The organism is Persicobacter psychrovividus, from assembly GCF_036492425.1.
Classification (GTDB): domain Bacteria; phylum Bacteroidota; class Bacteroidia; order Cytophagales; family Cyclobacteriaceae; genus Persicobacter; species Persicobacter psychrovividus.
Genome location: NZ_AP025292.1, coordinates 845,954 through 870,543 on the forward strand (window position 1 = coordinate 845,954; position 24,590 = coordinate 870,543).

Here is a 24,590-nt window from a genome sequence, read left to right on the forward strand (position 1 = left end):
ACTTGCTTGACCGTGCATCAAGGTCTGAAAAACAAGAAAGCCACCATAGAAAAAAATCTATGATGGCTTAAAATAATTTCACCTATAAAATTTTACTGCAAACCAGTAAGGAATTGCATGGTGTCAACACCGTCGGCATAGTCATTTATTGAAGGATACTGCGCACCGCCGAAAGGAATACGGTCATGCCCAACAATACATTGTATTTTATCTTCCTGTGCTTTCAGGTAAGCTTCAAGATCATTTTGATCCTTGTAAGTCTGATAGAACAGCACGCTGATTGGCGATACCAGATTTTCAGACTCCTGAACCAACAAAAAGCCCGTATCCAAATGAGGTACTCTGTTTACCAACAGGATCGACTTGTTGTAGTCGTAATTATTGTTATACTTATGATGATCAGCGACATACTCGTAAGGCGCCAGGGCGTCAAGGAGAGGAATGAAATCGTAACCCTCAGGGACCAATACTTTGGAAACATTACGGCAACCCAACCCCCAGTAAGTAAAAATGTCGATGCCCAGGGCTTTTAATTCCTCTTCAGTTTCGGCTCCATCAATTACAGCGACAGAACTTCTGTTTTTTCTGATGATGTGATCTTTTTTTCCAAAGTAATAGTGGAAGTAGCGCGCGGTATTATCACTTCCCGTAGCAACAAAAGCATCAGCATCATTGAGTCGTTCAGCAAATACAACACGGTCAGCAAACTCAGGACTGATCTGGCGTAGCATGCTGATGAGGAACTTGATCAATACTTCATCCTGTGAGCTCAGCTTGGTTAAAGCAATATGGCCAGCCATCAACACACAAAGCAAATCATGGAAACCCACCATCGGGATATTTCCAGCCATGACCAGCCCAATTTTTTTGTCCGAAAAGCTTTCACTGATTTCATATTGTGCGGCCCATGTTGAAAGGGTTTCGCGGTCCAGAAATTTAATGATACCAGCAAGGGCGCTTTCTATACTGCTTTCGTTGAACCAGTTGTTCTTGGACTCCGCACTAAAATAAAGGCTTTGCTTTTCTCCTGAGGTCAGGGCAGATAAAGCTTGCCCTAATTGCTCGAAGGAATTTATTCTTTCAGTAATTGTCATCTTTCGCTATTTTTCCAAACAAATATAATACACAAATAAATATACTTTACCGATCAGTTGGGATTAGTTCTTCAATCGCTGATTTTTTATAGAAATAACAATAATAAGAGAATATCAATGATAAAAATCATGCTCGTTATGGTCTGTAATGAAAAATTTATTAATTTTGAAGTTAATTAAGGAATTGATATATAATTAAAATACTGATATTATGGCGATTATGATCACGGACGAATGCATCAACTGCGGTGCATGTGAGCCTGAATGCCCTAACACTGCCATTTATGAAGGTGGTATTGAATGGAATTACAGTGACGGAACGAATTTACGTCAGATAGAATTGGAAGATGGGTCGGCAATGGACGCAGGTGATGCTCAGGAGCCCCTTTCTGATGAGTTCTACTATATTGTAAGTACCAAGTGTACAGAATGTATTGGTTTCCATGAAGAGCCCCAATGTGCGGCAGTATGTCCTGTGGATTGTTGTGTTGATGATCCAGACCAACCGGAAGAGGAAGATGAGCTGTTAGCCAAAAAGGCATGGCTTCACGCAGAATAAAATAAGAAACGACCTCAATTTGAGGTCGTTTTTTTTAAATCATTTTTTGCCGTTTTATCAGGTAGGAGAGGAGTACCTGCTCGTAATCTCCTTTGGTATCTACTTCAATAAAATCAATTTTTGCTTGCCCACATCGTAATTTCAGCTTTTCAAAATACGACTGGGTGGCCTTTTGGTAGTAGTCACGAATTTGGCTTGGGTGCGCCTTGATCACCTGATCGTTTTCAATGTCTATAAATTCATAGGGGCGATCTTCAAAATCAAAATCCACCTCTGTATTTTTATCTGTAATATGGAACAGCAGAACTTCGTGCTTTTGGTGTTTGAGGTGTTGCAATGCAGAAAACATCTGCTCCTGATTTTCCTGCCGGTCAAACATATCACTAAAAATCACCACAAGCGAACGCTTATGTAGTTTGGTGGCAATCTGGTGTAATACCTTCGGTACATCTGTCCCTTTCTTCTCCTGATGCTTTTCACCCATAACATGCTCAATCTGTAAGAGCAACTTATGCAGGTGGCTCCCTGATGATTTTACGGGGGTTTGTATTTCCAGGTCCTCAGCAAAGGTGGTCAGGCCGACGGCATCCCGCTGGCGCTGCAATAAATGCGCTAAACTTGCGGCCATCAGCAAAGAGAATTTGATTTTATCCTTGTTGGGTTCAGGGTAATGCATCGAAGGGCTGTTGTCAATCACAAGCATACAACGCAAGTTGGTTTCTTCTTCAAACCGCTTGGAGTACAGTCGGTCGGTTTTGGCATATACTTTCCAGTCAATATTTCTGGTGGATTCCCCAGGGTTATATAGTCGGTGCTCAGCGAATTCCACGGAAAAGCCGTGGTATGGCGATTTGTGCAGGCCAGTAATGAAGCCTTCGACCAATTGCTTGGCGAGTAATTCTATGGAACCGAACTTTTGTATGTTGGACAGGTCTATTTTCATGGCTGAAATTTGCTCATTTTTTCTAAAGAACGAAATATAAGGTACATGCGCTACTTATTTTTTCAATATATTATAGCAAATAATAAATATTTCCAACTTTAAATTTGCATGATTAGTGTATAGATCTTTATATTAGTCAAATCATAATGAGTGATTTTTACATTTTTTTAAACGAATTGTTGAACATTTAAACTACTGGATTGTGGAAGAGCGCAAGGATCAAAAGGGAGAGATATACTCGCGGAGGGTACGTGCTGGCAAGAGGACCTATTTTTTCGATGTAAAGGCCACCCGTTCTAATGATTACTATTTAACGGTAACAGAGAGCAAACGCCGTTTCAAAGATGACGGGGACCAATTTTATGAGAAGCACAAAATCTTTTTGTACAAAGAAGATTTCAATAAATTTATTAATGCACTTCAGGATACTGTAGGATTTGTTAAAGAGGAGTTGATGCCAGATTTCGACTTTTCGCAATTCGATGAAAAAGAAGGTGAAGGTGTTCCTAATGATTCCTTCGGAGAAGAAGTTAATTGGAATGTTTAAAAGCAAATAAAATAGTTTGATCATAAAGGACCTATTCTTAGAATAAACCCGTCGATATTTAGTATTGGCGGGTTTTTTTATTTTGTCAAACTATAAAGTATCTTGCGAAGCATACCTTATTATTGAAATAATCTCACATGAAACACCTCCTGACGCTCTACGTTATACTTGGCTTTGTGCTCTTCGTATTTTTGGCGTGGATGTTTTCGGACATCTTTGTTTATATCACATTGGCGCTGATTGTTTCTACCTTCCTGAGCCCACTGGTGAATTACTTCTCCCGCAAGCGTGCTTCTGGCTGGCATTTTTCAAGAATTGGCGCCATCATTTTGGCCTTTCTTATCTTCTCTGCCGTCATCACCTTCTTTGTGCTGCTCTTTGTTCCTTTAATTTCGGAACAGATAACGGTACTGAAAAGTCTGAACATTGATAAGATGATAGATCTCGCCCTGGAACCCGTCGGGATGTTCGAACATTTCCTCAGGGCCAATGGGCTCACACAAAAACCAAGTGGTTTCCTGGAGACCTCCATCGGTAATGGCATTGAAGAGCTTTTGGCGAATATTGAGGTTTCTACCCTGTTGAATAATGTCATTTCTGTTACGGGAAACTTATTGGTAGGGGTGCTGGCGGTATTTTTCATCTCGTTTTTCTTCCTACTCGAGAATGGTTATCTTCGGAGAAAATTTATCGGTTTTGTCCCCAATAAGTATTTTGAGTTATTTGTTTCTACTTTTCAGAAGGCGGAAAAACTGCTGACCAACTATTTGCTCGGGCTTCAGTTGCAGATGTTTAGTATTTTTGGACTTGCAGCGGTGGGGCTCACGATTGTTGATATCCGTTATGCGGCCACTATCGCACTCTTCGCGGCCATTGCCAACCTGATTCCCTACCTTGGGCCAATGCTTGGTGCCATATTTGGGGTGATCGTCGGGATGTCCACCAGCGTAGATTTATTCACTTATCACGACTATTTGATCATGATGCTGAAAATCGCTGCCGTCTTCGGAATGGTTCAATTAATTGATAATTTGGTGTTACAGCCAGTTATTTTTTCAAAAAGTATAAAAGCGCATCCTCTTGAAATATTTATTATTATCTTTGCAGGTGCAAATTTATTGGGTGTTGTGGGCATGGTTTTCGCAATACCTGCATATACGATACTTCGGGTAACCTTTGTCGAGCTACGCGAGAGTTATACGCAGTATCATATTTTTAATAAGAATTAGTATAATAATATTATAAATCTCATATGGCACTTCAATGTGGTATCGTAGGTTTGCCTAATGTGGGTAAATCAACACTTTTTAATGCTTTGGCAAACAATAAAGCTGAGGCAGCAAACTTTCCTTTTTGTACAATTGAGCCAAACGTAGGGGTGATTTCTGTTCCAGATCCTCGTTTGGGTGAGTTGGAGGCTTTGGTGAATCCACAGCGTGTAATGCCAACATCAATGGAATTTGTTGATATTGCGGGCTTGGTAAAAGGCGCAAGTAGAGGCGAAGGACTGGGAAACAAATTCTTGGCAAACATCAGAGAGGTAGACGCGATTGCCCATGTGGTGCGTTGTTTTGAAGATGAAAATATCGTTCACGTTGACGGTCGTGTTGATCCGATGGCGGATAAAGGGGTGATTGATGCTGAACTTCAGCTGAAAGACCTGGAATCTATCGAGAAGCGCATGCAGCGTTTGGTGAAAATTGCCAAAACAGGTGATGCGGCAGCTAAAAAAGAGTTGGCAGTATTGGAAAAATATACGTCAGCACTGGAGAATGGTGAAAATGCACGCTCTGTAGAGGTGGCACCTGAGGAACTCGAATTTGTGGAACACCTGAATTTATTGACGATCAAGCCTGTAATTTATGTGGCAAACGTTGATGAGGACAGCATTCATACAGGAAACAAATTTGTAGATCAGTTACGTGAAGGCGTAAAGGATGAAAATGCAATGGTGGTTGTGGTTTCTGCAGCTATCGAATCGCAAATTGCGGAAATTGAAGATCTTGAAGAGCGTGACCTTTTCCTTGAAGAATACGGATTGAAAGAATCTGGTTTGGCAAGATTGATTCGCGCTGCTTATGAGCTTTTGAACCTGATTACCTACTTTACAGCAGGAGTGCAGGAAGTTCGTGCATGGACGATCGAAAAAGGATGGAAAGCACCACAGGCTGCTGGGGTGATTCATACTGATTTTGAAAGAGGTTTTATCAAGGCTGAAGTGATTAAGTTGGAGGATTACAAGAACTTCAAGACTGAAGCGGGCTGCCGAGAAAATGGTAAAATTGCAATAGAAGGAAAAGAGTATGTCGTGAAAGATGGCGACATTATGCATTTCCGATTTAATGTTTAATTAATGAAATGAGCAATATTGCTCAGGAGTTGAAATAAAAAGGAGAGAATGCATTTTCTCCTTTTCATTTGTATTTATCGGGTCTTAAATCTACTTGGTGACTAAGGAATATAATCCTATTCTATTGACTTTTACAAAGGAATTAGCTTAAATTAGAATATTATTTAATGTTTCCTTGAAACCTTAGTGCAAGGCCATAGTTACAACGTAAGTAGGGATTTTGATATAGGCATAATCCTTGCTTTACCTGTAAAGTTTTTTACAATTTTTTTCAACTGAAAAATTCAGAAGGCTTGAGAATTCGTATCGTATTTATTTTGAAGAATAAAGGGGCAAATGTTCCCTTTCATCATCAGTTCCTTTTAGCGCAATTAGTGAAAGGAATTGTTATTAGAGGAGGAAATGAGAAGTACCGTGATTTTAATCATTACAACTTTTCTGGGCTGAAAGGTCAGACAAAGATCAGTCGTAATGGATTGCACTTCTTTTCCAGCCGTGTTACACTGGTGTTTTCCAGCACGGACCAAGAGTTCATTAACTACTTCCTGACGGAGCTGTTCAAATTCCCAACCGTAGAGGTCGGTAACTTGATGTTGATTCCTGAAGCTGTAGAACGTGAAGAAACACCTGCTTTAACTGAGGAGACCAAATTCATTTGTATCTCTCCATTGGTGTTGATCGTTCCTGGTTTTAATGACTCCCATGGCAAACGTTTTATCAGTCCTGAAACGGAAGATTTTTCTGATATGCTCTATGAGTCCACAATGGGCCGTTTAGCAGATTATGGACAATATTCTACAGAGGAGTTGGCGAAGTTCACCAAATTTCAATTGGTGCCTGATGCAAACTACTTACGGAAGATTAAAGAAACGCAAAAGAAATTTGCGCGTATTTATCCCGTTTATGATCAGGATGTAAAATATGAAGTGCGCGGATATACTTTCCCATTCACACTTTATGCTGCCAAAGAGGTACAAGAGTTCGTATTCCACAGTGGATTGGGCGCTTTTACACACAAAGGGTTAGGGATGTTGGATATTGCCAATACCGACCTTACAAACCGTACTGTTCGTTACGAATGGTAAAACACACTTAACAAATTACCGTCTTTCCGCTTTTTGGTTATAGTCCATTCCATAACCATAATAAAGCGGAAAAACGATGTTTGCAATGGCAATTATTGTTGTTGCGTATTGAATGCCCGATATCCAATCACCTGATCAGCACGGTCTGTCGGCCCTCGATAGTAAACGATAATATCATAATCGTTCTCCGTGTCAAAGAAGCTACCTTCAACATCCCACCATTGATGACCACCGCCTAATACAACATACTGATAGTTGTAAAAACCCTGTTTCAGTAAAGTTGTACAAGTATAGATTCCCGATTGCGGATCTTTCTTCATTCTTAGTTCGGGTTGCAATTCCCAGTTGCTAAATGCCCCGATGACAAAGATCTTCCCCTGATCAAAATTGGGTGCTTCCAGCGAGAAGGTTGTTTTCATATAGTCACTTCCTGCAAGGTCTTGCTCCAAGCCGACATTCTCCAAGAAGAACTGGCCGTTTTGGTCTTTATAGCCCACATAAGGCTCCCCCTGACGACTCCTGTCGGTATTTAACCAGGCATAATTCATATAATCATCTCGACGAATTTTGGCGACATTACGCCCAGTGTAAGAAACAGATCTCAAGTCGATAAATCGGTATTCGTTACCACCAAGAAAATTATTTTCACCATTAAAGAAATTGTATTCCACCTGCCCGAGGTCATGCCTAACATTGGTGGGCTTGAGGTTGAAAATGGCATTGTCCCATCGGTGGTTTTGTCTTAATACCACTTTCAGGTCCGTGAATGCATTGCTTATCGTGTAAGAACCATAATTTATCTGGAAATTGATCTGCTGTTTAATGTCGCGATCCATCACTAAATCTGATCGGCTCAGTTTGGCATCGATGCCTGCAATGTTTCTGTAAACCACAAATCGGGCCGTCAGAATCAAATCCTCAGGGTCACTTTCTTTATAAACCACCACAACGTAATTTCCTGACATTTTCACCCTCGGGATTTGAAGCTGATATTTCACGAAATCCACACGCGTATTTTCCGAGAACTCATAATCATTAATGTTGAACTCATTATAATTATCGAGGTACTCCATATTGGCCAAATTCGAGGGCTTCCAATCGTAATTACAGTGAATAAGCTTTGCGCGATATTCCTGATAATCTTCGGCAAGGTCGTCAAATTCTAAAATCAGCTGTTGGCCGTTAAGAGGCACCACAGGGGCGATCATCATCTGAACGGGGTCAGTAGTTTTGGGAAATAGCTTTACCGCTTTAATATTGCTTTGATAAATGTGATCTCGGTAGAGCATCTTGGTCTTTTTGGCGAAACTGACGGAAGTTGTAAAGACCATCAGCGCAAGACCTAAAATAAAGGGAATTGGGCGTAACATGTTGTTGAATTAAACTTGTAATCTTTGAATATAGTAAGCTTTGGTCAAAAGAAAAAAGCCCAATGAAGGCAAGGAGCGATCATTGGGCTTTTGTGTGGTCAGGAAGTTCTTTTAGAGTTTTTCCTCGAGGTCTGATACGGCCGTGGCATACTGTTCCCATAGCTCGTTGGCTTTGTTCAAATCCGCTTTCACCGTTTCCAGTGCCTGAGTAACTTCCACCACTTTTTGGGCATCATTATATAAAGCGGGATCGCCCAATTGCATTTCTATTTCTTCTTTTTTCTCCTCCAGGTTCATGCATTTCTGCTCCACCTTTTCGAGTTCTTTTTGTGCTTTGCGTAATTCTCGCTGAATATTCTTGCGCTCCGATTGGGAGTACTCCTGTTTTTTACTCACCACCGTTTCCTGAACCGCTTCAGTGGACAAGGAAGCATTATCCGTTTGTTCGGCCTGCTGTTTTTCTACCCAATGGTTGTATTCGGCAAGGGTACCAGGATATTCTTTAATCTGTCCTTCTTCGATGTACCAAATCTTGTTGGCAACCTGTTCGATGAAGTTCCTGTCGTGAGATACAAGCAACAACGAGCCTTCATAATTCTGAAGTGCCTGTGCCAGTACATTCACCGACTGAATGTCGAGGTGGTTGGTAGGCTCATCGAGCAAAAGAAAGTTGGCTTCAGAAATCAGTACTTTCGCCAGCGCAACCCGTGATTTTTCTCCCCCAGAGAGGACTTTAATATTTTTGAAAACATCATCACCATTAAAAAGGAAAGCACCGAGCAGACTTCTGAGTTCCGTTTCTGTTAAGGAAGTTCCCGTTTGCTTGAGCTCTTCAATCAGGTCGTTTTCCAGGGTCAACGACTCCAATTGGTGCTGAGCAAAGAATGACGGTATGGTGTTGTGCCCAAGGCTTGCGGCTCCCTGTTGAATTGGTTCAGTGCCCATTAAAATACGCAACAGGGTCGATTTTCCTTTGCCATTGGCACCCACCAAAGCAATTTTGTCCCCTTTTTCAACGGTTCCCGAAGCCGCCTTCAGAATCTCCAACTCAGGAGAATAGGCCTTGTCCACCTTATCGAAAGTCGCTACAAAACGACCTGAAGGTTGGTTGAAGGTAAAGCGCATATTCACTTTGGCCTTTTCTTCCTGCACCTCATCGACCATTTCCATACGCTCAAGTTCTTTTACCCTTGATTGTACCTGTCGAGCTTTGGTTGCTTTGGAGCGGAATCGTTCAATGAACCGTTCCGTTTCTTTTATTTTTTGTTGCTGATTTTCATAAGCATTACGTTGAATCTCCGTTCGGGCAACCTTTTCCTTTTTATAGAAATCATAATTACCAGGATAGAGGTTCAGCTTTCCTTGGGAAACTTCCACCGTAATATCGGTGCAGTTATTAAGGAATTGCTGATCGTGAGAAACGACAATCACCGCGCCATCATAGGATTTAAGGTAATTTTCCACCCATTGAATGGAAGGTAAATCCAGGTGGTTGGTAGGCTCATCGAGCATCAGTAGGGAAGGTTTTTCCAGGAGTAATTTGGCCAGCATTACCCGCATACGCCATCCCCCCGAAAACTGACTCAATGGCTTGGTCAGTTCAAAAGTTTTGAAGCCAATCCCTTCAAGAATTTCCTCCGCTTTAGATTTCAGGCTGTAACCCCCAAGCGTTTCGAAGCGCTCCTGCATGCTTGCGAGTTGCTCGACCATCTCTTCCTTATAGTCGGTTTCCATCTTCTGAATCAGCGCTTCCATATCTGCCTGTAATTTGAGCGCCTCCTCAAAAGCACTCATGGCGATATTCAAAATACTGTCATCAGACTGAAAGGATAACAAATCCTGATTCAGGTAGCCTAAAGTAGTTTCTTTGCTTTTGGTAATATCACCTTCATCGGGGGTGTATTCTCCAGCAATGATGCGCAAAAGGGTCGATTTTCCTGCGCCGTTGGCACCAATCAGGGCGATTTTATTTTTTGGTTTGATATGTAATGAAGCCTCAAAATAGATCGGGCGACCACTGATGTAATAGGTAAGATTATTTATTGCAAGCATGTATTTCTACTTTAAGATCTGTCTTCCTGAAATGGAATTTACAAATTTAGGACATATTGCCCGATTTTAAAGGTTTTGAACTGTTTTAGCCGAAGATTTCATACCTAAGAATGACTCTTTAGGGGAATCATGCCGACAAAACGTGCTAACCAGGGGTTTTCAGTATTTAGGCTGATACTAACAGGCGGATGTTTTTGGAGGTGATTGAGGAACTCCATGAGTGCTTTGCCCGAACGCCCTTTACCTGTAAAGATCACCCTGAGGTTTGCAGTTCCTGAAATTAGTGGGCTGATGGCATGGGTGGCATAATTGTCCCACTGCAATAAGTCGCTGTTTTCTATCAGGGAACTGGATAAGTACGGGTGGGGCTGAAAACCCACAGGAGGGGATTCCCAACAGTGAAAATGGATGAGCATTTCGTTTTTCATTATTCAATAACGATTTTTTGGGTCCGAATTCCTTGACTGGATTTAAACTGCAGAAGCAAGATTCCCTGTTTTCTGGGGAAAGGTATTTTTTGACTTTCGTTGGCCTGTAACTTAGTTGCTACTCCTATACGCTGCCCGAGCATGTTGAATATGGCCACTTCGGAATTCAGCGAACTTTTTACAGTTAATTGTTGGCCCGCCTTCAGGGGGTTGGGATAAGCAGCCGTAGACCACGAGACGTTGGAAGAAGGTTCCGCATTTTCAAGTAATAAAATGCCACCACTTTTTTGTCCGACAAGTACATGTGGGGAGTTGGGGGTGAAAAAACCAATATTGATATGGTTTTCATCTCCTAATCTGAAACTTTTTGGAGTATCTGAGTCGGTTAGTTGCCAGGTGTTGGTGGTAAAAGTCGGCTCAGTATCCAAATCAGTAATGACCGTCAGCTGTTGTGAAAAGTCTGTTTTGAGCAGGTAGTCACCTTGTGGATCATTGACATAAAACACCGAAGGGTTGGCCTGTGTGTAATTATCTTCGATGGATAGATAGCGATCCGTGATCAGTGAAAAGTCGATGCGGTAATCGGAAATTTCAGGCGCCCACAGTTCCAGTCGACCTTCTTTTCTGGCCATAATAGCAAAAGTTTTTCCTTCTTTGCTGAAAAAATGAATTTGGTCGTGAAACCGAAGCTGCGTAAAGCTGCTCAGGTTATTGCTCATGGGCTGAAATGCGGTAAAACCATTTTCGGTAGCCAGGGCGACATACAGGGTTCTGAACCGTAAATCTGGATTGGCCATGCTTAAAAGAATGTCAGCTTTTCCGTCTTGGTTGAGGTCAAAAGATTGCAACTTTGGAAAGGCACCATCAAGCTGATCGGTATTCAGCATTGTTGTCGGTTTTTGGGTAAGCGATGCCTGCTGATTGTTGCCATTATTTTCAAAATACTGAAGGTCAAAATAACTTTTACCGTCCACCATTTTTCCTTGCCCAGCAACGAGCAGGTCATTTTTTTGATCGTCATTTAAATCAATGGTAATCGCTGAGGCATATGCCCCAACGTCGATCATTTCCCCTTGCAGATAATTGTTGGTTTTAAGTTGATATTCCCCATCGACAAGGTCTAATTTCCAAAGGGTGTTTTTAAAGTCTACGCCGAAGTTATCGTTTTCATTATAGTTCGATCCTACAAGTAGGGAAGGACTCGTGCGGCCTTCAGTAGCCACCGTATAGGCCACAGGGAAATACGGATAGCTCACCTGTTGATAAGGGGCTTCAAAACTCCTGAAAAGCGCATTGGCAGCCGTGCCTGTGTTTGGAAGAAAGTATAATTCTGGGCATTGCTCATGGCCTGCGAGTAGGTCCAGCAAGCCATCGTCGTTAAGATCAAGGAGGGTAAGACTTTTTCCGCCAACATGCTCAATGCGATAGCTTGAGGCGCCGCAACCTTCATTTTCAAAGGCATAGTGCTGGCAGTCACATTCTTCAAACTCGCCCCAGGCTAAATTATCGAGCGCAAAATTCAGTCCCATTGTTCCATCGTTTTCCATGGATCGGTTGATATGTGAACGCACAAATCCACCCATTGCAAAATTATAAACAAGGATGTCCAGATCGCCATCACCGTCAATATCCTGAATGGCGGGAATATCGGTAGAGGAGCACTGAAGGTTTTGTTCTCGGCCAGAGGGAGCCGTGGAGGCTAATGGGTCTGCCACCAACTGAAATTCCCATTGATCGCCCTGGCCAATATTTTCATAAACAGAAATTCCAAATTGCTGCTTGGTGAAAATGTCGGGTAGGCCATCTCCGTTATAATCCCGAAGAAGTACCCAGCCATTGAGTGCTTCTGGAAAGTCTAAAAGACACTCGGGGCAGGGAATGTACTGATCATCCTGGCACAGAAATGCCTTGGCTTGCTGGTTGTTTTTGTCGTAAATGAACAGGTCCGCTTGCTGGTCTCCATTAAAATCAAAATTACTGACCTGAGGACTGTTGAGCCCGCCAGCCCAGGGCATCTTTAAGGGGTGGTCACTGACCACAGGAATGGCGTTGCTATATTTGAAGCGTGGCTGAGCGATGCCGCTGTGAGCGATCAATAAAAAAAATATTAAGAGGATATTGAGTAGTTTTGTGGGCATTGAGAGGCTCTTTTTTTACATTTATTTATTCAAAGTACTTGAAGACTTACGATAATGAATATAGATCAAATTTACGGCAAATATAAGGAATGTTTGGGTGTCAATACGGATACCCGAAAAGTAAATGAAGGCCAAATGTTCTTTGCACTCCGAGGCGCTAACTTTAATGCCAACGAGTTTGCTTTACAGGCTGTTGAACAGGGGGCGAAATATGCGGTGGTCGATCAGCAACAATACGCAATCGACGATCGGTTTATTCTGGTGGAAGATTCGCTGAAGTGCTTACAGGCCCTGGCAAGACACCATCGTGATCAGTTTAACATACCTGTGATTGGCATTACGGGCTCCAATGGAAAAACAACCACCAAGGAGTTGGTGCATGCGGTGTTGGCGAAAAAGTACCGTGTTTATGCGACCAAAGGGAATTTCAATAATCATATCGGTGTGCCCTTGACTATTCTGGCCTGGCCCGAGGATTTGGAAATGGCCGTTGTCGAGATGGGCGCAAATAAAGTGGGCGACATCGATGAATTGTGCCAGATAGCGAACCCTAATTTTGGACTGATCACCAATATCGGCAAGGCACATATAGGTGGTTTTGGCAGTTTTGAGAATATTATCCGTGCCAAAAGTGAATTATATCATTACCTGCTGACCCATGAGGGGAAAGCGTTCATCAACTCCCTGAACCCGATTTTCACCAATATGGCAAGGCGTTTTCAGGAGCCGATGATGTACCCACAGCGGGGCGACAGTGTTCAGGTCGATTTCGTGGAGGCTGATCCGTTTGTTACCTATAAAGCAGAGAATGGCGAAACGGTTGTCAGTAGTTTGATCGGTCAGTATAACTTTGAGAACATTGCTGCTGCCCTCGCTATCGGAAAGCGATTCAATGTTTTGCCTGAGGTGGCGAACGAGGCAATTCGTGAATATGTGCCATCGAACAACCGTTCACAGATCATTGAGAAAACGAAACTGACGATCATTCTTGATGCTTATAATGCCAACCCAAGCTCTATGGAAGTGGCTTTGAAAAACCTGGAGCAGATGGAGAAAAGCCCTAAAACGGTGATTTTAGGCGATATGTATGAGTTGGGCGATGAACAGGGACAAGCGCATCGGGAAATTGGAGAGCAGTGCGCGAAGTATGGCTTCAACGCTATTTTTGTGGGTGAACTGATGCGGAGTGCCAAGTCCGCATATCCTTCGGCTATATACTGTCAGGATAAGGCTGCAGTGGTGCAGTACCTAAAGGAGGCGCCCGTTGCTGAAGGTTTATTGCTGATTAAAGCATCACGGGGTATGGGGCTGGAAAGCTTATTGGAATTGCTTTAAACTGAGCTGAGTTGAAAGAGGTTTTACTTCTTTTGATGCGTTCGGCTAAGAGGGAAACAAAAAAAGCGGTATCGTCGGATACCGCTTTTTTCGTGTGCTGATATTTTATTGGTGATTGTCTCTTAGCAGATCATTCACTGTTTTTACGGGGTTGAATGTCATGATCGGTACTTCAATGAAAATCGTGTTCCAGTCCGACATGGCGCCGTTCCAAAGTCCAGGAAGTTCCTGAGCTTTGATCTCCTGCCCATTTCTTGATTTCAGCGTAATGAAGCCTGTTTTAGGATCGACATATTTTTTCAAATCAAATTTATTTCCCTGGTAATCTTTTACCAAACAAACCAAATCAACAGGGTTGAAGTGGGTTGCATGATTGACGATCTCCAGTTTTTCAAGGCTTTGCAAGTTGATCTGTGAAGATTCCACAATTTGCAAAGAGATGGTTTGATCGTTGTTCACTGCCCAAAATGGCCCACCACCAGGTTCTCCTTCATTTTTCACCATTCCACAGGCCCTGATTGGTCGGTTAAGCTTTGATTTCAACCAGTCAATTTTTGATTCCCGAGAAGGGTTTTTCTGAGAAGGCACAACGCAAAGGGTTTGCTGCACAAAGTTGGCAATCTCTTCAATATCGTTGGCAGTCAGTAGTGCAGGCTCATCCAATTGTTTCAGGTAGGCAAAAATCTGCTCCTGTGTTTTCATGGCAACACTTGCCAATACTTTTTTATAAGTGATGGTATCTCCAGCAACACGATCATTGACCACATTGTCGATATTTTTGATGAAGATGACTTCCGCATCAATATCGTTCAGGTTTTCGATCAGTGCACCATGCCCTCCAGGACGAAACAGTACAGTACCCTCTTCTACAAATGGTTTGTTGTCATTGGTTACCGCAATGGTGTCGGTAGAAGGCTTCTGAATAGAGTAAGAGATTTCATATTTTACCCCAAACTTCGCTTCGTACTTCGACTGCACTTCCGCTACATGCGACTTGAAAGCCTTAAGATGCTGTGGAGAAACGGTAAAGTGCAACTGTACCAGCCCAGATTGTTGCTGTGCATAAGCAGCACCTTCTTTCAGGTGTTCTTCAACAGGGGTAGCAACGTGGTCGCTGTAGGTATGAAATTTCAAAAGGCCTTTCGGCAATGTGCCGTAGTTCATGCCGCCTTTACCCAGTAGTTTATCAAGTACTGAAACATGGTGGCGTTTTGCCGCAATATCAAGATCAATGCCGTCTTCTTTAAGTGCCGCCTTGAGGCTGTCATAGAAAGCGAATTGCTCAATATGCTCAAAGAATGAATGTGTAGGCGTAACATTGGCGTCCTCGATTACATCTGCCGCTGAAGGGGAGTAATCACGGTATTGATCTTTATAGCCAAACAAGTTTTTAAACATACGCGTTGCGGCCCCAGAAGCGGGAATGAATTTGGAAACATTAACCGTTGCGATGTTTTTGTCAAAATCAGCAACCAGCTTGTTCACTTCTTCTTCGCTGAGTTGCATAATTCCGTCACCCAAAGTAGCCGCTTTGAGTATTTCCATAAATGGGAATCCTTCCTGAAAGTTGATCAGTTGTCTTTCAACTTCTTCAGTAGAAATTCCTCTATTTTCAAACTGAGCTAATTCTTCTTCTGTGAATCTTGTCGTCTCGATTGTTGGCATAATGGATCGTTTCTTGATTAGTTGGTGGAAAGGGGAAAAAATACCTGAATAGGAATTTAAATATTTTTTTATAAATAAATCCTATAAAGAATTGTAAATTTAAGGATTATCCTGAAAACCGAAAACGTTTTCGGGCGCAATTTGAATTTTATGATGCTGATTTAAATCTTTTTTTTTGTAAATCAGCGGCATTAACTTAACGTTTTTAAATATAACCAACAGCCATGATTACACACGTTGTAATGTTTCAGCTGAAAGAGGAAGCCAATGGGCTTTCTAAAGCTGAAAACGCAAAGAAAATGAAAACGCTCCTTGAGGGGCTGGTCGAAAAGGTAGAATCACTTCAGGCGATGGAAGTCGGCATTAATTTTAACGATTCACCTGCTGCATTTGATGTGGTACTTACTTCCCGACACGAAGACCGTGAAGGATTGAAAAAATATGCTGACCACCCTGCGCATTTGGAGGTGTTGTCTTTTATTCTTTCCGTAATTGCAGACCGAAAGGTCGTAGATTTTGAATCATAATAAAATGAAAAGACCGATCATCAGATCGGTCTTTTTTTATGCTTTAAATGGAGAAGCTTTCTCCGCAGCCACAAGTTCTTGTCGCATTAGGGTTAATGAACTGGAAGCCCTTGCCATTCAGTCCATCTGAAAAGTCAAGCGTAGTACCCAAAAGGTAAAGGAGGCTTTTTTTGTCGACCAAAATTTTCACTCCCTTGTCTTCAAACACTTCATCGTTGGCTTCAATGTTGGCATCAAAATCCAGGTCGTACATCAACCCAGAACATCCGCCACCTTTAACTAATACTCTGAGGTGGTGGTGCTCAGAGCGGTTTTCTTCTTTGCGCAGCTCTTGTAATCGAGCAATTGCCTTATCTGTTATATTAATCATCTTAGATAGAAATTTTGGCATTGTTTGCCGTAGGTGTAGGGTAATTGGATTAAACGTTTGGGCATTCCCAAAAGTTTAGGCACTTTTGCAAATATAATCAATTGCTTGGAGAGTATAAAATGGATCTTTCCAATCAGTTTTTGTCTGATATTAAATTGTGAATATGGCTAAGGAAGATAATCAAAATAGAACAGAATTGGCTGCTTTGGGCGAATTTGGGTTGATCGATCGCATCGCAGAAAAATTTTCTACATTCAAACATCAGGAAACAGCTCTCGGGATTGGAGATGATGCCGCCTTGATGGACTGTGGTGATTTTTACCAGGTGGTTTCCACGGATATGCTGGTGGAGATGATTCATTTTGATTTGAGTTATATGCCATTGCAGCATTTGGGTTTCAAGGCTGTAGCTGTAAATATTTCGGACATAGCGGCGATGAATGCCATTCCCAAACAAATTACAGTAAGTATTGCCCTGAGTAACCGATTTTCTGTAGAGGCGCTCGATGCCTTTTACGATGGCGTGCATAAAGCCTGTGAAGTATTCGGTGTAGATTTAGTCGGTGGCGATACCACAGCCTCCAACCATGGATTGGTTATCAGCATCACGGCGATTGGCACGGTGGACAAGGACAAGGTGGTTAAAAGAAGCGGCGCAAAATCAGGGGATATTGTTTGTGCTACGGGCGATTTGGGCGCGGCCTATATTGGCTTGCAGGTATTGGTCCGCGAGAAGCAGGAGTTTCAGGCCAATCCACAAATGCAACCTAAGCTGGAAGGCTACGATTACGTTGTCGGCCGACAGCTCAAGCCAATGGCACGTATGGACGTGATTCATGAATTGGGCAAAGTGGGTGTTGTGCCTACTGCCATGATGGATATTTCTGATGGCCTGGCTTCGGAACTGTTACACATTTGTCGCCACTCAAAAGTCGGGGTAAATATTTTTGAGGATAAATTGCCCATCGATGAAGTTGCCTATGAAAATGCCGTGGAGTTTCAGCTTGATCCTGTTACCGCAGCAATGAATGGTGGCGAAGATTATGAATTACTGTTTACAATTAAGCAGGATGATTATGAGAAAATCAAAAATTTGCCTGATATTCATACCATAGGATATATTCAAGCAGAGGAAAAGGGAAAAAACCTGGTAACCAAGCAAGGGAATGTTTACCCATTGCAGGCGCAGGGCTTTACCCATATGTGATTTTTTATAATATGCAGAAAATAATGATCGCCACTGGCGCAATATTGGGCGGCTTGGCCGTGATGATTGGTGCCTTTGGAGCACACGCCCTAAAAGATTTGCTCGAGGCCACTGGGCGGGCGGCAACTTTTGAAACAGGAGTGAAATATCAAATGTATCACGCCATTTTAATCATCCTGCTCGGGGTGGTTGCCCCAAAACTGACGGGCAACCTGATTAACTACAGTTTTTATGCTGCATTGGTCGGTATTTTGTTGTTCAGTGGGTCATTATACGCCCTTTGCCTGACCAATACCCCCAAATTAGGCATCATCACCCCCTTTGGCGGTGTAGCCTTTATCGTTGCATGGGCTTGTTTGGCCATTGCAGCGATGGGAAAATGGTCAGTCTAAATCCGATTTGGGAGGTACGGGATCATGCCCATGGCCTCCCCAAGGATGACATCTGCCAATTCTCCTGAGCCCAAGCAACAGCCCCCTGAAAGGCCCATGTACCTGAATGGCCTTTACCATATAATTTGAACAGGTAGGCGTAAAACGGCAGGCAGGAGGAAAAAATGGAGAGATACCATAGCGGTAAATATCCACCATAAAAATTAAAATTTTTGATAGCAATGCTTTCATTGTAGCGTAATTTTGGAGACGAAAATCCCCATAATTTCTTTATATGCTAAAGAAAGATACGTTTTTTTTAAGGATTCTTCGTAAATTGTACCATATGAAAAACTCACCCGCCCGTATAGAGGAGGTAAAAAAGATATTTACCGAGTATTTGGAAAATAATGCCCTGCGCAAAACACCTGAACGTTTTGCCATTTTAGAAGAAATTTACTCTCGTGATGAGCATGTTGATGTGGAATCATTATACATCAATATGAAGAACAAGAATTATCGTGTTTCTCGTGCTACCGTATATAATACCCTGGATTTACTGATTGAATGTGATTTGGTGACAAGACATCAGTTTGGGAAAAACCTGGCACTTTACGAAAGCTCTTATGGTAACAAGCAGCATGACCATATCATTCTGACTGATACCGAAGAGATTTTGGAATTCTGTGACCCTCGGGTGCAGCAAATCAAAAAAACAGTAGAGGAGCTTTATAATATCAAAATTCAGGCTCATTCACTGAATTTTTACGGAAAGCGAGTTTCTGAAGAAAAATAAATCAGCACCCAAAGTGATTAAGAATCCCAAAATAGGAATTAGTTCCTGTTTTGGGATTTTTTTTGTGGGCTGATTTTCCTGAAAAAGTAGTTTTAACCAGCAAACCAATGGTTGATAAGTAAAATAAGTAGAATGTCGGGGAATTAAAGCACACGCAAGAGCTGGAATAAGATTTGAAACTGTTGGGGAAACAACCCAACACAAAATGCGAAACCTATTTTTAATGATTATCGGCACCTTGATCGCATTCGGTTCTATGGCCAATCCATCGAATGAGAATTACGCCAAGGTGAAACAGAATAAGAAACATGCCATTAAGCAACAGCGAAAGGTGCTGAAGAACCGAAGGAAGTTTCATAAAAATCTCGCCAAGCTGCAAGATAAGGTGCTCAAGAAGAAAGAGAAAAATGAGCGCAAATCCATCCGACGTTCACGTCGCCATTAATATACAACTCTTTTCCTGCTACTTAATTTCAAATTCAAACCCTCGAATTACTTATGAACACCCTAAAGCCAATATTTACATTTTTACTGTTGTTTGCCAGTTCGTTTTTATATGCTGCTGATTTATTTCCTACTGATTCGGTATTTCACTACCATTCAAGACAGATGAATCATTTTGAGGCACAGCCAGAGGAGGCTTTAATTCGTGTAAAGGCCCTCGAAACAGATATGTTTTATTATGCTATCGTGTTACCTAATGGCGAGGAGATGGAATTTATGTCAGAGCCTGTGGGGTATATCAAACTGGGGAATGCGATGGTTGACCTTACCAGTGTGAATGCTGATACAGTGTTTATTGCAAAATTAATTCCTGAGCAACAAGTGGTGTTTGAAGAGGTAGAGGAAGATTTCAGTGATCTCGAAGGCGTGGTAGATTTGGCGCATCAGGAAGATTCATTCGATGTGGAGGATAAATTGATATTGGATAAATTTGTCAATGCATTATTAAGCGATAGTAACTATACCGTGGAGCTGGAATCGCAGGGAGGGAAAAAAGCGGATGAAAAAGATCAGTTGATTTTAAGTAAGATCAAAAAATATTTGCTTGACCATTGGGTAGATATGGGGCAGATCGACATTAAGGCGCATCGCCCGAGTAAAGCCATCAGAAAACAGAAGAAGAATTTGGTAGCCATGAAAATGGCCAATTAATCAATCAAAGTAAGCATTAGTGATGGAATGGGTTGCCTGAAAAGGCAGCCTTTTTTATTGTGAAAAGGGCACAAAAAAAGCCGCTATCAGCGACTTTATTTTGTTCATATCTTCTCTATTACTGAAAAACAACCTTGGCCATTTTTTCTCTCAAATTGCCTTTGTAAGTATTTCCTATCGGAATTTCAACCCCATTTACCTGAATGCGGTTGCTGGTCATTTTTTGAATCTTGTCAGTGTTGGTGATATAAGACTTGTGCACACGTACAAAGCGTTCGTCAAGCTGATCCATAATTCGGATCATTGTTTCCGTCTGAATGTAAGTCTTGTTGGGGTGGTGGATCTTTAAATAGTTGCCAAAAGCCTCGATATAATAGATCTCTTCAAAGAATAAGCGATGGTTAATACCGTTCTCTTTGACAATCAGTGAAGGCTCATCTTCTTTAATAATTTTCTCTTCAGTAGGCGCCTTGGTATAGGCTGTCATGGCTTTGTTAATGGCCTTCAGGAATCGCTGCAAAGTGATTGGCTTGAGCAGGTAATCCACCACAGAATATTCGTAACACTCCAAAGCATAACTTGGATCTGAAGTAGTCATGATAATCATTGGCTTGTCCACCAATGTTTTCATGAAATCGATACCACTGAGTTCGGGCATCTGGATGTCAAGGAAGATTAAATCGACAGGGTTTTCATTGATGTAATTCAATGCCTCAATGGCATTTTCAAGATTTGCACACAATTCCAAAGCCTCATTCTGCTCGACAAATTTCTGAATGATACTACGCGCCAGCGGTTCATCATCAACGATGATACATTTAAGTTTTTTCATATAGGGAAGAAATAGTTTCGGTTTATTGGGTGAAGGGTTAGATTCATCATGAAAAAGTGCCGAAGACCCTTTGTTAAATAAACACGATCTATCCGTTGAGGTGGGGTATAGGATCGGGGGGAATTTTATTGAAATTACCTCGTGTTTCTTACATGATTGGTCAGTAAGAAATATTGGTAGTAATAGAAAGTTGGCATTGATCCCTTTGTGCGGTACTATTTTAATAATTTGGAGTTAAAGTAATAGATACAAACACAATAGGATATGAAAGTAAACTTAGAGACTACAAATACAGTGATGGCCCGTGTGGAGGATGATTTTTTGATGAATACGTTGAATAACCTGTACTCCATGTCTTTGTTGGACGATGGCAGGCTGACGGATTCTTTGGTCAAACTATCCGATTATTTTCGATATCAGTACCGATCAGCAGAATTGGACAAAATACCGATTAAAGAGGAGGTGCAGTTTTTACGATCGTATTTCTATTTGCAGAGATTGCGATTTAATAATCATCTTGACATTAATTTTATACACGCAATTGATCGAAATCATTACATCTCCCCAGGGGTTTTCTTTCCTCTATTAAGTCTTGCGTTCAACATGTTACAACGCAGGGTTGTGGATAAATTGGGCTTTTCAGCCAAATTGCAATCCAGTGCAGATCGCATAGAATTGGTGATGGATATTGTCAAACCTGACGACTTCAGGTCTTCGGTGTTTTCAGCTCAGCTTGATGGGGCTTTGGAGAAATTGAGGCAGGCTTATAAGGGGCAATTTAAAATATCTATTGACGAACGGACGAATCAGTTTTTGGTGGTCATTAGTATTTTGCCATGGTTGGAATAAAAAAAAAGGCTATCTCTGAAATTTAGAAATAGCCTTTTTTGTGCCATGAAGGTTTTAATCTTCAAGAATATTACTCATGAAACTGGATTTCAGTACCATGAAAATCAGTAAGAAAATAATCCCCCAGTTGAGGTAAACATCATAGAAATCAGAAGTGTTTTTATACCTTGATTCCTTAATTTTCACCTTCTCATATTGGTCAATTTTATGGAATACATTCTGTAAGGCTTCATTATTTGATACCCGATAGAAATGCCCTTTTCCAATTTCAGCAATAGATTTCAGCGTGGTTTCATCAAGGGTGTTGGGAACCATTCTTGGGCGGCCGAAGAAATCTTTCCCCCAAGGCACCATACCTTCCTTACCAATGGCAATCGTATAGATTTTGATGTCGTATGCCGCCGCTAACTTGGCCGCAGTAATCGGATCGATATTCCCAGCGGTATTCTCTCCGTCAGACAATAGGATAATCACCTTCGATTTACTTTTGCTTTCACGCATGCGATTGGTGGCCACAGCAAGGGCCGAGCCAATGGCGGTACCGTCGTTGGCGATCATCTTGAAATCGATATCGTGAATATAGCTTTCCAGCAGGTTGTAGTCAGTGGTGAGTGGAGCAAGGGAATAGGCCTCGCCAGAGAAGATGACCAAACCGATGCGGTCCTGAAATCTTCCTTTGATAAAATCACCACAAACCTTCTTGGCAGCCTCCAGGCGATTGGGCTTAAAGTCCTCAATTTGCATGGAGCCAGAAATATCTACCACCAAATTAATGTCAATTCCTTCCGCCCATTGTTCTACATGCTCATTGGTACGCTGTGGTCGGGCTAAGGCAACGACCATCAGTGCCATGGCCAGTGCAAAAAAGAGGGGAGGGATGAATCGGAGTAAGGTTACTGGGCTCCAATTAAGCTCCCGCTTAGTCAGTGCAATGGGTAAGCGCTGTTTGAATTTGATATTCAAGAGCCATTTAAGAAGGTACAGCACTGGGATGACCAATAATAAGTATAGCGCCCATGCATTATCCCACGTAAATCCCTGAAGCGTGCTTGGTTCAAACCAGCTCATGCTCCACCATTGATGTGCTAAATTATTTACTTCAGTCATTTTTTATCTTGTTGAGCTTTTCTTCAAAAGTTTCAATCGCAAACTGGCGCAAGTGATCGTACTGGCTTACTTCGATTTCAGCCGACTGCGCACCATAAATATTCCTGTCCAGTAGTTTTAGGGCATTCACCGCCTCCTGGTCGCTGATGACTTTGGCGATTTCCTTGGTGGTTAACTTTGAAAATGGCCGCCCGTCGATGGTCTCGACATATGACTTCCAGTGGGCCGATAATTCAGCCTGTTGATTTGAGGAAGTCAGGCTGTCGAAGTTATTGAGGAACTTGCTATGCTGACGCTGTAGTTTCTTGATTTTGAATTGCTGACGAATGCCACTACCGAAAATCAGGAATCCGATGATCAGCAATGCGAGGAATATGCCCAAACCCGCAAACCAATATGGGTAATTGAAAGGGTAATCAACGGGGGTATAGGCAACATTCGCCCGCATTTTCAAGGAATCTGGCAACTGTAAAACAGTAGGCGCAAAAAAGATGTCCGAGGCTGGGGCAAACAGGGTCAGGCTGTCCTTTTCCTGAATCAGGTAAACAGGCATCACTAAGGTTTGCAGGCTGTCGGTTTCAAAAGTAGACAGGTGATACACCACACTGTCGGTACTGATGCCTGCCGTTGTTTTCGTCGGAAAAACCTCCCGCCTGTTATATTCAAAAGGGTGGAAGTTATTGAGGGAATCAGGAAATAAAATGTTGAGGGTTTCAGGGTATTTTGCAGTCAGGATATAGGCGAGGTCTTCCCCGACTTTTGTAGAATCCTGCATGAAATATCCGTCCAGTTTTACATTTTGCGCCATGGCACCAAAATGACAGATCAGTAGGAGTAATAGGCTCCAAATCCAGTTGCGCTTAGCCATTTTTCTTGCTTAAATTTCTGACCTTAAAAAGTTTAATTAACTGTGGTACATAGTCTTCTTCGGTATCAATACGAAGGTAGTTGGCCTCGTATTTCTGACAAAGTTCTTTCAGCTTATTTTGATTACCACCATATTTATTGGCGATTTTGTTCCTGAAATGTGCCGAGGAGGTATTGACCCAAATCGTTTTTTCAGATTCTTTATCGTAAAGAGGAATGATTCCCAGTCTTGGCAGTTTGGTCTCCCGTTGATCGAAAATATGAAGCACCACTAAATCATGGCGCTTGGCCAAAGATTTCAGGTTTCGTTCATAGCCTTCGTCAATAAAATCCGAAATGAGGATAATAATACTTTTTCGGCGGACCAGGTTCAGGCAGGATTCAATGCCTTTGTTCAGGCTCGTTCGTTTGGATTTTGGCACCAGTTTATACAAAGAGGTGATCAGCTGATAAGCCTGCGATTCCCCTTTTCCTGCTTTGATGTATTTTTCCTTCTGATCGGAAAAGCATATCGCCCCAACAGAACTGCCCTCTTTTACAGCCGACAGCGACAAAACACTTGTGATCTCGTTGGTGATGTCAATTTTTTGCTTCCCTTTCTTTCCAATTTGCTGAGAAGCACTCACGTCTACCAGGAAAAATACCGTCTGTTCTTTTTCTTCCTTAAAGGTTTTAATGTAGGTACCATGACCTTTGGCTGTTACATGCCAGTCGATACTCCTGACATCATCGCCATATTGGTAGGCCCGAACATCGTCGAACTCCAAGCCACTGCCCTTAAAAATGGAGTGAAAATCTCCCTGCATCTGGCTTTTTACCGCCTTGCGTATCCGTATTTCGTATTTACGTATTTTCTGAAAAATCTCCTTCATCCTGTTTTTGCATTTATTGATCTGTGGCGATTTACTCCAGATAAAAGACCATTTTTTACCTTTCAATCAAA

The 24,590-nt window shown here is 42.0% G+C and carries 26 protein-coding genes; 13 read left to right on the top strand and 13 right to left on the bottom strand.

The window, feature by feature from the left end; all coding sequences use genetic code 11:
- Window positions 1-92 precede the first annotated feature (92 nt).
- Window positions 93-1,094 carry an acyl-CoA reductase gene (locus AABK40_RS03735; RefSeq protein WP_338397675.1) on the bottom strand — a complete coding sequence of 334 codons (1,002 nt, stop codon included), beginning with the start codon at window positions 1,092-1,094 and terminating at the stop codon, window positions 93-95.
- 211 nt (window positions 1,095-1,305) lie between these two features.
- Between AABK40_RS03735 and AABK40_RS03740 the strand changes: the two genes are divergently transcribed.
- On the top strand, window positions 1,306-1,653 hold the full coding sequence (locus AABK40_RS03740; protein ID WP_332922138.1) for a 4Fe-4S binding protein: 348 nt from the start codon (window positions 1,306-1,308) through the stop codon (window positions 1,651-1,653).
- A 34-nt stretch (window positions 1,654-1,687) separates the two neighbouring features.
- Here AABK40_RS03740 and AABK40_RS03745 read toward each other — a convergent pair whose 3' ends face one another.
- Window positions 1,688-2,596, bottom strand: a complete 909-nt coding sequence (locus AABK40_RS03745) for a DUF58 domain-containing protein (protein ID WP_338397676.1) — start codon at window positions 2,594-2,596, stop codon at window positions 1,688-1,690.
- 202 nt (window positions 2,597-2,798) lie between these two features.
- On the opposite strand from AABK40_RS03745, the gene AABK40_RS03750 reads away from it, so the two are divergent.
- The 4 genes from AABK40_RS03750 (at window position 2,799) to cas6 (ending at window position 6,578) form a co-directional block, all read left to right on the top strand.
- Entirely contained in the window at window positions 2,799-3,143 is a 345-nt protein-coding gene (locus tag AABK40_RS03750) for a DUF3276 family protein (protein WP_332922136.1), read from the top strand.
- A 137-nt stretch (window positions 3,144-3,280) separates the two neighbouring features.
- Window positions 3,281-4,372, top strand: a complete 1,092-nt coding sequence (locus AABK40_RS03755; RefSeq protein ID WP_332922135.1) for an AI-2E family transporter — start codon at window positions 3,281-3,283, stop codon at window positions 4,370-4,372.
- A 23-nt stretch (window positions 4,373-4,395) separates the two neighbouring features.
- The gene (gene ychF / locus AABK40_RS03760; protein WP_338397677.1) at window positions 4,396-5,493 is read left to right on the top strand and encodes a redox-regulated ATPase YchF; all 1,098 of its coding nucleotides are present in this window, start codon (window positions 4,396-4,398) and stop codon (window positions 5,491-5,493) included.
- A gap of 293 nt (window positions 5,494-5,786) precedes the next feature.
- Window positions 5,787-6,578 (top strand): CRISPR-associated endoribonuclease Cas6, encoded by a 792-nt coding sequence (gene cas6, locus AABK40_RS03765; protein ID WP_332922133.1) that lies wholly within the window; start codon window positions 5,787-5,789, stop codon window positions 6,576-6,578.
- A 92-nt stretch (window positions 6,579-6,670) separates the two neighbouring features.
- Here cas6 and AABK40_RS03770 read toward each other — a convergent pair whose 3' ends face one another.
- The 4 genes from AABK40_RS03770 to AABK40_RS03785 all read right to left on the bottom strand — a co-directional run bounded on the left by AABK40_RS03770 (window position 6,671) and on the right by AABK40_RS03785 (window position 12,566).
- Window positions 6,671-7,948: a type IX secretion system plug protein gene (locus AABK40_RS03770; RefSeq protein WP_338397678.1), complete on the bottom strand. Its 1,278-nt coding sequence runs from the start codon at window positions 7,946-7,948 to the stop codon at window positions 6,671-6,673.
- Window positions 7,949-8,059: 111 nt separating this feature from the next.
- Entirely contained in the window at window positions 8,060-10,000 is a 1,941-nt protein-coding gene (locus tag AABK40_RS03775) for an ABC-F family ATP-binding cassette domain-containing protein (RefSeq protein WP_338397679.1), read from the bottom strand.
- Between the two features lie 104 nt (window positions 10,001-10,104).
- Window positions 10,105-10,428: a hypothetical protein gene (locus tag AABK40_RS03780; RefSeq protein WP_338397680.1), complete on the bottom strand. Its 324-nt coding sequence runs from the start codon at window positions 10,426-10,428 to the stop codon at window positions 10,105-10,107.
- Entirely contained in the window at window positions 10,428-12,566 is a 2,139-nt protein-coding gene (locus AABK40_RS03785) for a T9SS type A sorting domain-containing protein (protein ID WP_338397681.1), read from the bottom strand. The genes AABK40_RS03780 and AABK40_RS03785 overlap by 1 nt, the downstream gene beginning before the upstream one ends.
- Before the next feature lie 54 nt (window positions 12,567-12,620).
- Between AABK40_RS03785 and AABK40_RS03790 the strand changes: the two genes are divergently transcribed.
- A complete protein-coding gene (locus tag AABK40_RS03790; protein ID WP_338397682.1) occupies window positions 12,621-13,901 on the top strand; it encodes a UDP-N-acetylmuramoyl-tripeptide--D-alanyl-D-alanine ligase in 1,281 nt (426 codons plus the stop codon).
- A 105-nt stretch (window positions 13,902-14,006) separates the two neighbouring features.
- Here AABK40_RS03790 and AABK40_RS03795 read toward each other — a convergent pair whose 3' ends face one another.
- Window positions 14,007-15,566 carry a DUF4301 family protein gene (locus AABK40_RS03795; protein ID WP_338397683.1) on the bottom strand — a complete coding sequence of 520 codons (1,560 nt, stop codon included), beginning with the start codon at window positions 15,564-15,566 and terminating at the stop codon, window positions 14,007-14,009.
- A 224-nt stretch (window positions 15,567-15,790) separates the two neighbouring features.
- On the opposite strand from AABK40_RS03795, the gene AABK40_RS03800 reads away from it, so the two are divergent.
- Window positions 15,791-16,093, top strand: a complete 303-nt coding sequence (locus tag AABK40_RS03800) for a Dabb family protein (RefSeq protein ID WP_332922126.1) — start codon at window positions 15,791-15,793, stop codon at window positions 16,091-16,093.
- A 43-nt stretch (window positions 16,094-16,136) separates the two neighbouring features.
- Here AABK40_RS03800 and AABK40_RS03805 read toward each other — a convergent pair whose 3' ends face one another.
- Window positions 16,137-16,463 (bottom strand): HesB/IscA family protein, encoded by a 327-nt coding sequence (locus tag AABK40_RS03805; protein ID WP_332922125.1) that lies wholly within the window; start codon window positions 16,461-16,463, stop codon window positions 16,137-16,139.
- Between the two features lie 163 nt (window positions 16,464-16,626).
- Between AABK40_RS03805 and thiL the strand changes: the two genes are divergently transcribed.
- Both thiL and AABK40_RS03815 read left to right on the top strand, forming a co-directional pair.
- Complete coding sequence (gene thiL / locus AABK40_RS03810; RefSeq protein ID WP_338397684.1) at window positions 16,627-17,670, top strand: thiamine-phosphate kinase; 1,044 nt, start codon at window positions 16,627-16,629, stop codon at window positions 17,668-17,670.
- Window positions 17,671-17,681: 11 nt separating this feature from the next.
- On the top strand, window positions 17,682-18,062 hold the full coding sequence (locus AABK40_RS03815; RefSeq protein ID WP_332922123.1) for a DUF423 domain-containing protein: 381 nt from the start codon (window positions 17,682-17,684) through the stop codon (window positions 18,060-18,062).
- On the opposite strand, the gene yidD is transcribed toward AABK40_RS03815, so the two are convergent.
- On the bottom strand, window positions 18,054-18,293 hold the full coding sequence (yidD, locus tag AABK40_RS03820) for a membrane protein insertion efficiency factor YidD (RefSeq protein WP_332922122.1): 240 nt from the start codon (window positions 18,291-18,293) through the stop codon (window positions 18,054-18,056). The two genes, AABK40_RS03815 and yidD, sit on opposite strands and share 9 nt — an antisense overlap.
- Before the next feature lie 94 nt (window positions 18,294-18,387).
- Between yidD and AABK40_RS03825 the strand changes: the two genes are divergently transcribed.
- The 3 genes from AABK40_RS03825 to AABK40_RS03835 all read left to right on the top strand — a co-directional run bounded on the left by AABK40_RS03825 (window position 18,388) and on the right by AABK40_RS03835 (window position 19,992).
- A complete protein-coding gene (locus tag AABK40_RS03825; protein WP_332922121.1) occupies window positions 18,388-18,837 on the top strand; it encodes a Fur family transcriptional regulator in 450 nt (149 codons plus the stop codon).
- A 205-nt stretch (window positions 18,838-19,042) separates the two neighbouring features.
- Window positions 19,043-19,282, top strand: coding sequence for a hypothetical protein (locus AABK40_RS03830; protein WP_332922120.1), 240 nt, complete (start codon window positions 19,043-19,045; stop codon window positions 19,280-19,282).
- A 53-nt stretch (window positions 19,283-19,335) separates the two neighbouring features.
- A complete protein-coding gene (locus tag AABK40_RS03835; RefSeq protein ID WP_338397685.1) occupies window positions 19,336-19,992 on the top strand; it encodes a hypothetical protein in 657 nt (218 codons plus the stop codon).
- 118 nt (window positions 19,993-20,110) lie between these two features.
- Here AABK40_RS03835 and AABK40_RS03840 read toward each other — a convergent pair whose 3' ends face one another.
- Window positions 20,111-20,824, bottom strand: a complete 714-nt coding sequence (locus AABK40_RS03840; RefSeq protein WP_332922118.1) for a LytR/AlgR family response regulator transcription factor — start codon at window positions 20,822-20,824, stop codon at window positions 20,111-20,113.
- A gap of 264 nt (window positions 20,825-21,088) precedes the next feature.
- Here AABK40_RS03840 and AABK40_RS03845 point away from each other — a divergent pair, with 264 nt between their 5' ends.
- Entirely contained in the window at window positions 21,089-21,673 is a 585-nt protein-coding gene (locus tag AABK40_RS03845; RefSeq protein ID WP_332922117.1) for a histidine kinase, read from the top strand.
- A gap of 54 nt (window positions 21,674-21,727) precedes the next feature.
- Here the strand turns inward: AABK40_RS03845 and AABK40_RS03850 are convergent, their stop codons facing one another.
- The 3 genes from AABK40_RS03850 to AABK40_RS03860 are packed head-to-tail and all read right to left on the bottom strand — an operon-like array spanning window position 21,728 to window position 24,519.
- Window positions 21,728-22,780, bottom strand: coding sequence for a vWA domain-containing protein (locus AABK40_RS03850; RefSeq protein ID WP_332922116.1), 1,053 nt, complete (start codon window positions 22,778-22,780; stop codon window positions 21,728-21,730).
- Entirely contained in the window at window positions 22,773-23,648 is an 876-nt protein-coding gene (locus tag AABK40_RS03855; protein ID WP_332922115.1) for a hypothetical protein, read from the bottom strand. The genes AABK40_RS03850 and AABK40_RS03855 overlap by 8 nt, the downstream gene beginning before the upstream one ends.
- Window positions 23,641-24,519, bottom strand: coding sequence for a DUF58 domain-containing protein (locus tag AABK40_RS03860; protein WP_332922114.1), 879 nt, complete (start codon window positions 24,517-24,519; stop codon window positions 23,641-23,643). Before AABK40_RS03860 ends, AABK40_RS03855 begins: the two co-directional genes overlap by 8 nt.
- Window positions 24,520-24,590: the final 71 nt, after the last annotated feature.

What these genes read in the sequence shown, in the direction of transcription:
- AABK40_RS03740 (WP_332922138.1), top strand. Translation starts at nt 1,306, where the DNA reads ATGGCGATTATGATCACGGACGAATGCATCAACTGCGGTGCATGTGAG.
- ychF (WP_338397677.1), top strand. Translation starts at nt 4,396, where the DNA reads ATGGCACTTCAATGTGGTATCGTAGGTTTGCCTAATGTGGGTAAATCA.
- AABK40_RS03770 (WP_338397678.1), bottom strand. Translation starts at nt 7,948, where the DNA reads ATGTTACGCCCAATTCCCTTTATTTTAGGTCTTGCGCTGATGGTCTTT.
- AABK40_RS03785 (WP_338397681.1), bottom strand. Translation starts at nt 12,566, where the DNA reads ATGCCCACAAAACTACTCAATATCCTCTTAATATTTTTTTTATTGATC.
- AABK40_RS03815 (WP_332922123.1), top strand. Translation starts at nt 17,682, where the DNA reads ATGCAGAAAATAATGATCGCCACTGGCGCAATATTGGGCGGCTTGGCC.
- AABK40_RS03745 (WP_338397676.1), bottom strand. Translation starts at nt 2,596, where the DNA reads ATGAAAATAGACCTGTCCAACATACAAAAGTTCGGTTCCATAGAATTA.
- AABK40_RS03835 (WP_338397685.1), top strand. Translation starts at nt 19,336, where the DNA reads ATGAACACCCTAAAGCCAATATTTACATTTTTACTGTTGTTTGCCAGT.
- AABK40_RS03755 (WP_332922135.1), top strand. Translation starts at nt 3,281, where the DNA reads ATGAAACACCTCCTGACGCTCTACGTTATACTTGGCTTTGTGCTCTTC.
- AABK40_RS03855 (WP_332922115.1), bottom strand. Translation starts at nt 23,648, where the DNA reads ATGGCTAAGCGCAACTGGATTTGGAGCCTATTACTCCTACTGATCTGT.
- AABK40_RS03830 (WP_332922120.1), top strand. Translation starts at nt 19,043, where the DNA reads ATGCGAAACCTATTTTTAATGATTATCGGCACCTTGATCGCATTCGGT.
- AABK40_RS03775 (WP_338397679.1), bottom strand. Translation starts at nt 10,000, where the DNA reads ATGCTTGCAATAAATAATCTTACCTATTACATCAGTGGTCGCCCGATC.
- AABK40_RS03845 (WP_332922117.1), top strand. Translation starts at nt 21,089, where the DNA reads ATGAAAGTAAACTTAGAGACTACAAATACAGTGATGGCCCGTGTGGAG.
- AABK40_RS03840 (WP_332922118.1), bottom strand. Translation starts at nt 20,824, where the DNA reads ATGAAAAAACTTAAATGTATCATCGTTGATGATGAACCGCTGGCGCGT.
- AABK40_RS03800 (WP_332922126.1), top strand. Translation starts at nt 15,791, where the DNA reads ATGATTACACACGTTGTAATGTTTCAGCTGAAAGAGGAAGCCAATGGG.
- AABK40_RS03790 (WP_338397682.1), top strand. Translation starts at nt 12,621, where the DNA reads ATGAATATAGATCAAATTTACGGCAAATATAAGGAATGTTTGGGTGTC.
- AABK40_RS03805 (WP_332922125.1), bottom strand. Translation starts at nt 16,463, where the DNA reads ATGATTAATATAACAGATAAGGCAATTGCTCGATTACAAGAGCTGCGC.
- AABK40_RS03860 (WP_332922114.1), bottom strand. Translation starts at nt 24,519, where the DNA reads ATGAAGGAGATTTTTCAGAAAATACGTAAATACGAAATACGGATACGC.
- AABK40_RS03850 (WP_332922116.1), bottom strand. Translation starts at nt 22,780, where the DNA reads ATGACTGAAGTAAATAATTTAGCACATCAATGGTGGAGCATGAGCTGG.
- yidD (WP_332922122.1), bottom strand. Translation starts at nt 18,293, where the DNA reads ATGAAAGCATTGCTATCAAAAATTTTAATTTTTATGGTGGATATTTAC.
- thiL (WP_338397684.1), top strand. Translation starts at nt 16,627, where the DNA reads ATGGCTAAGGAAGATAATCAAAATAGAACAGAATTGGCTGCTTTGGGC.
- AABK40_RS03780 (WP_338397680.1), bottom strand. Translation starts at nt 10,428, where the DNA reads ATGAAAAACGAAATGCTCATCCATTTTCACTGTTGGGAATCCCCTCCT.
- AABK40_RS03825 (WP_332922121.1), top strand. Translation starts at nt 18,388, where the DNA reads ATGAAAAACTCACCCGCCCGTATAGAGGAGGTAAAAAAGATATTTACC.
- AABK40_RS03795 (WP_338397683.1), bottom strand. Translation starts at nt 15,566, where the DNA reads ATGCCAACAATCGAGACGACAAGATTCACAGAAGAAGAATTAGCTCAG.
- AABK40_RS03735 (WP_338397675.1), bottom strand. Translation starts at nt 1,094, where the DNA reads ATGACAATTACTGAAAGAATAAATTCCTTCGAGCAATTAGGGCAAGCT.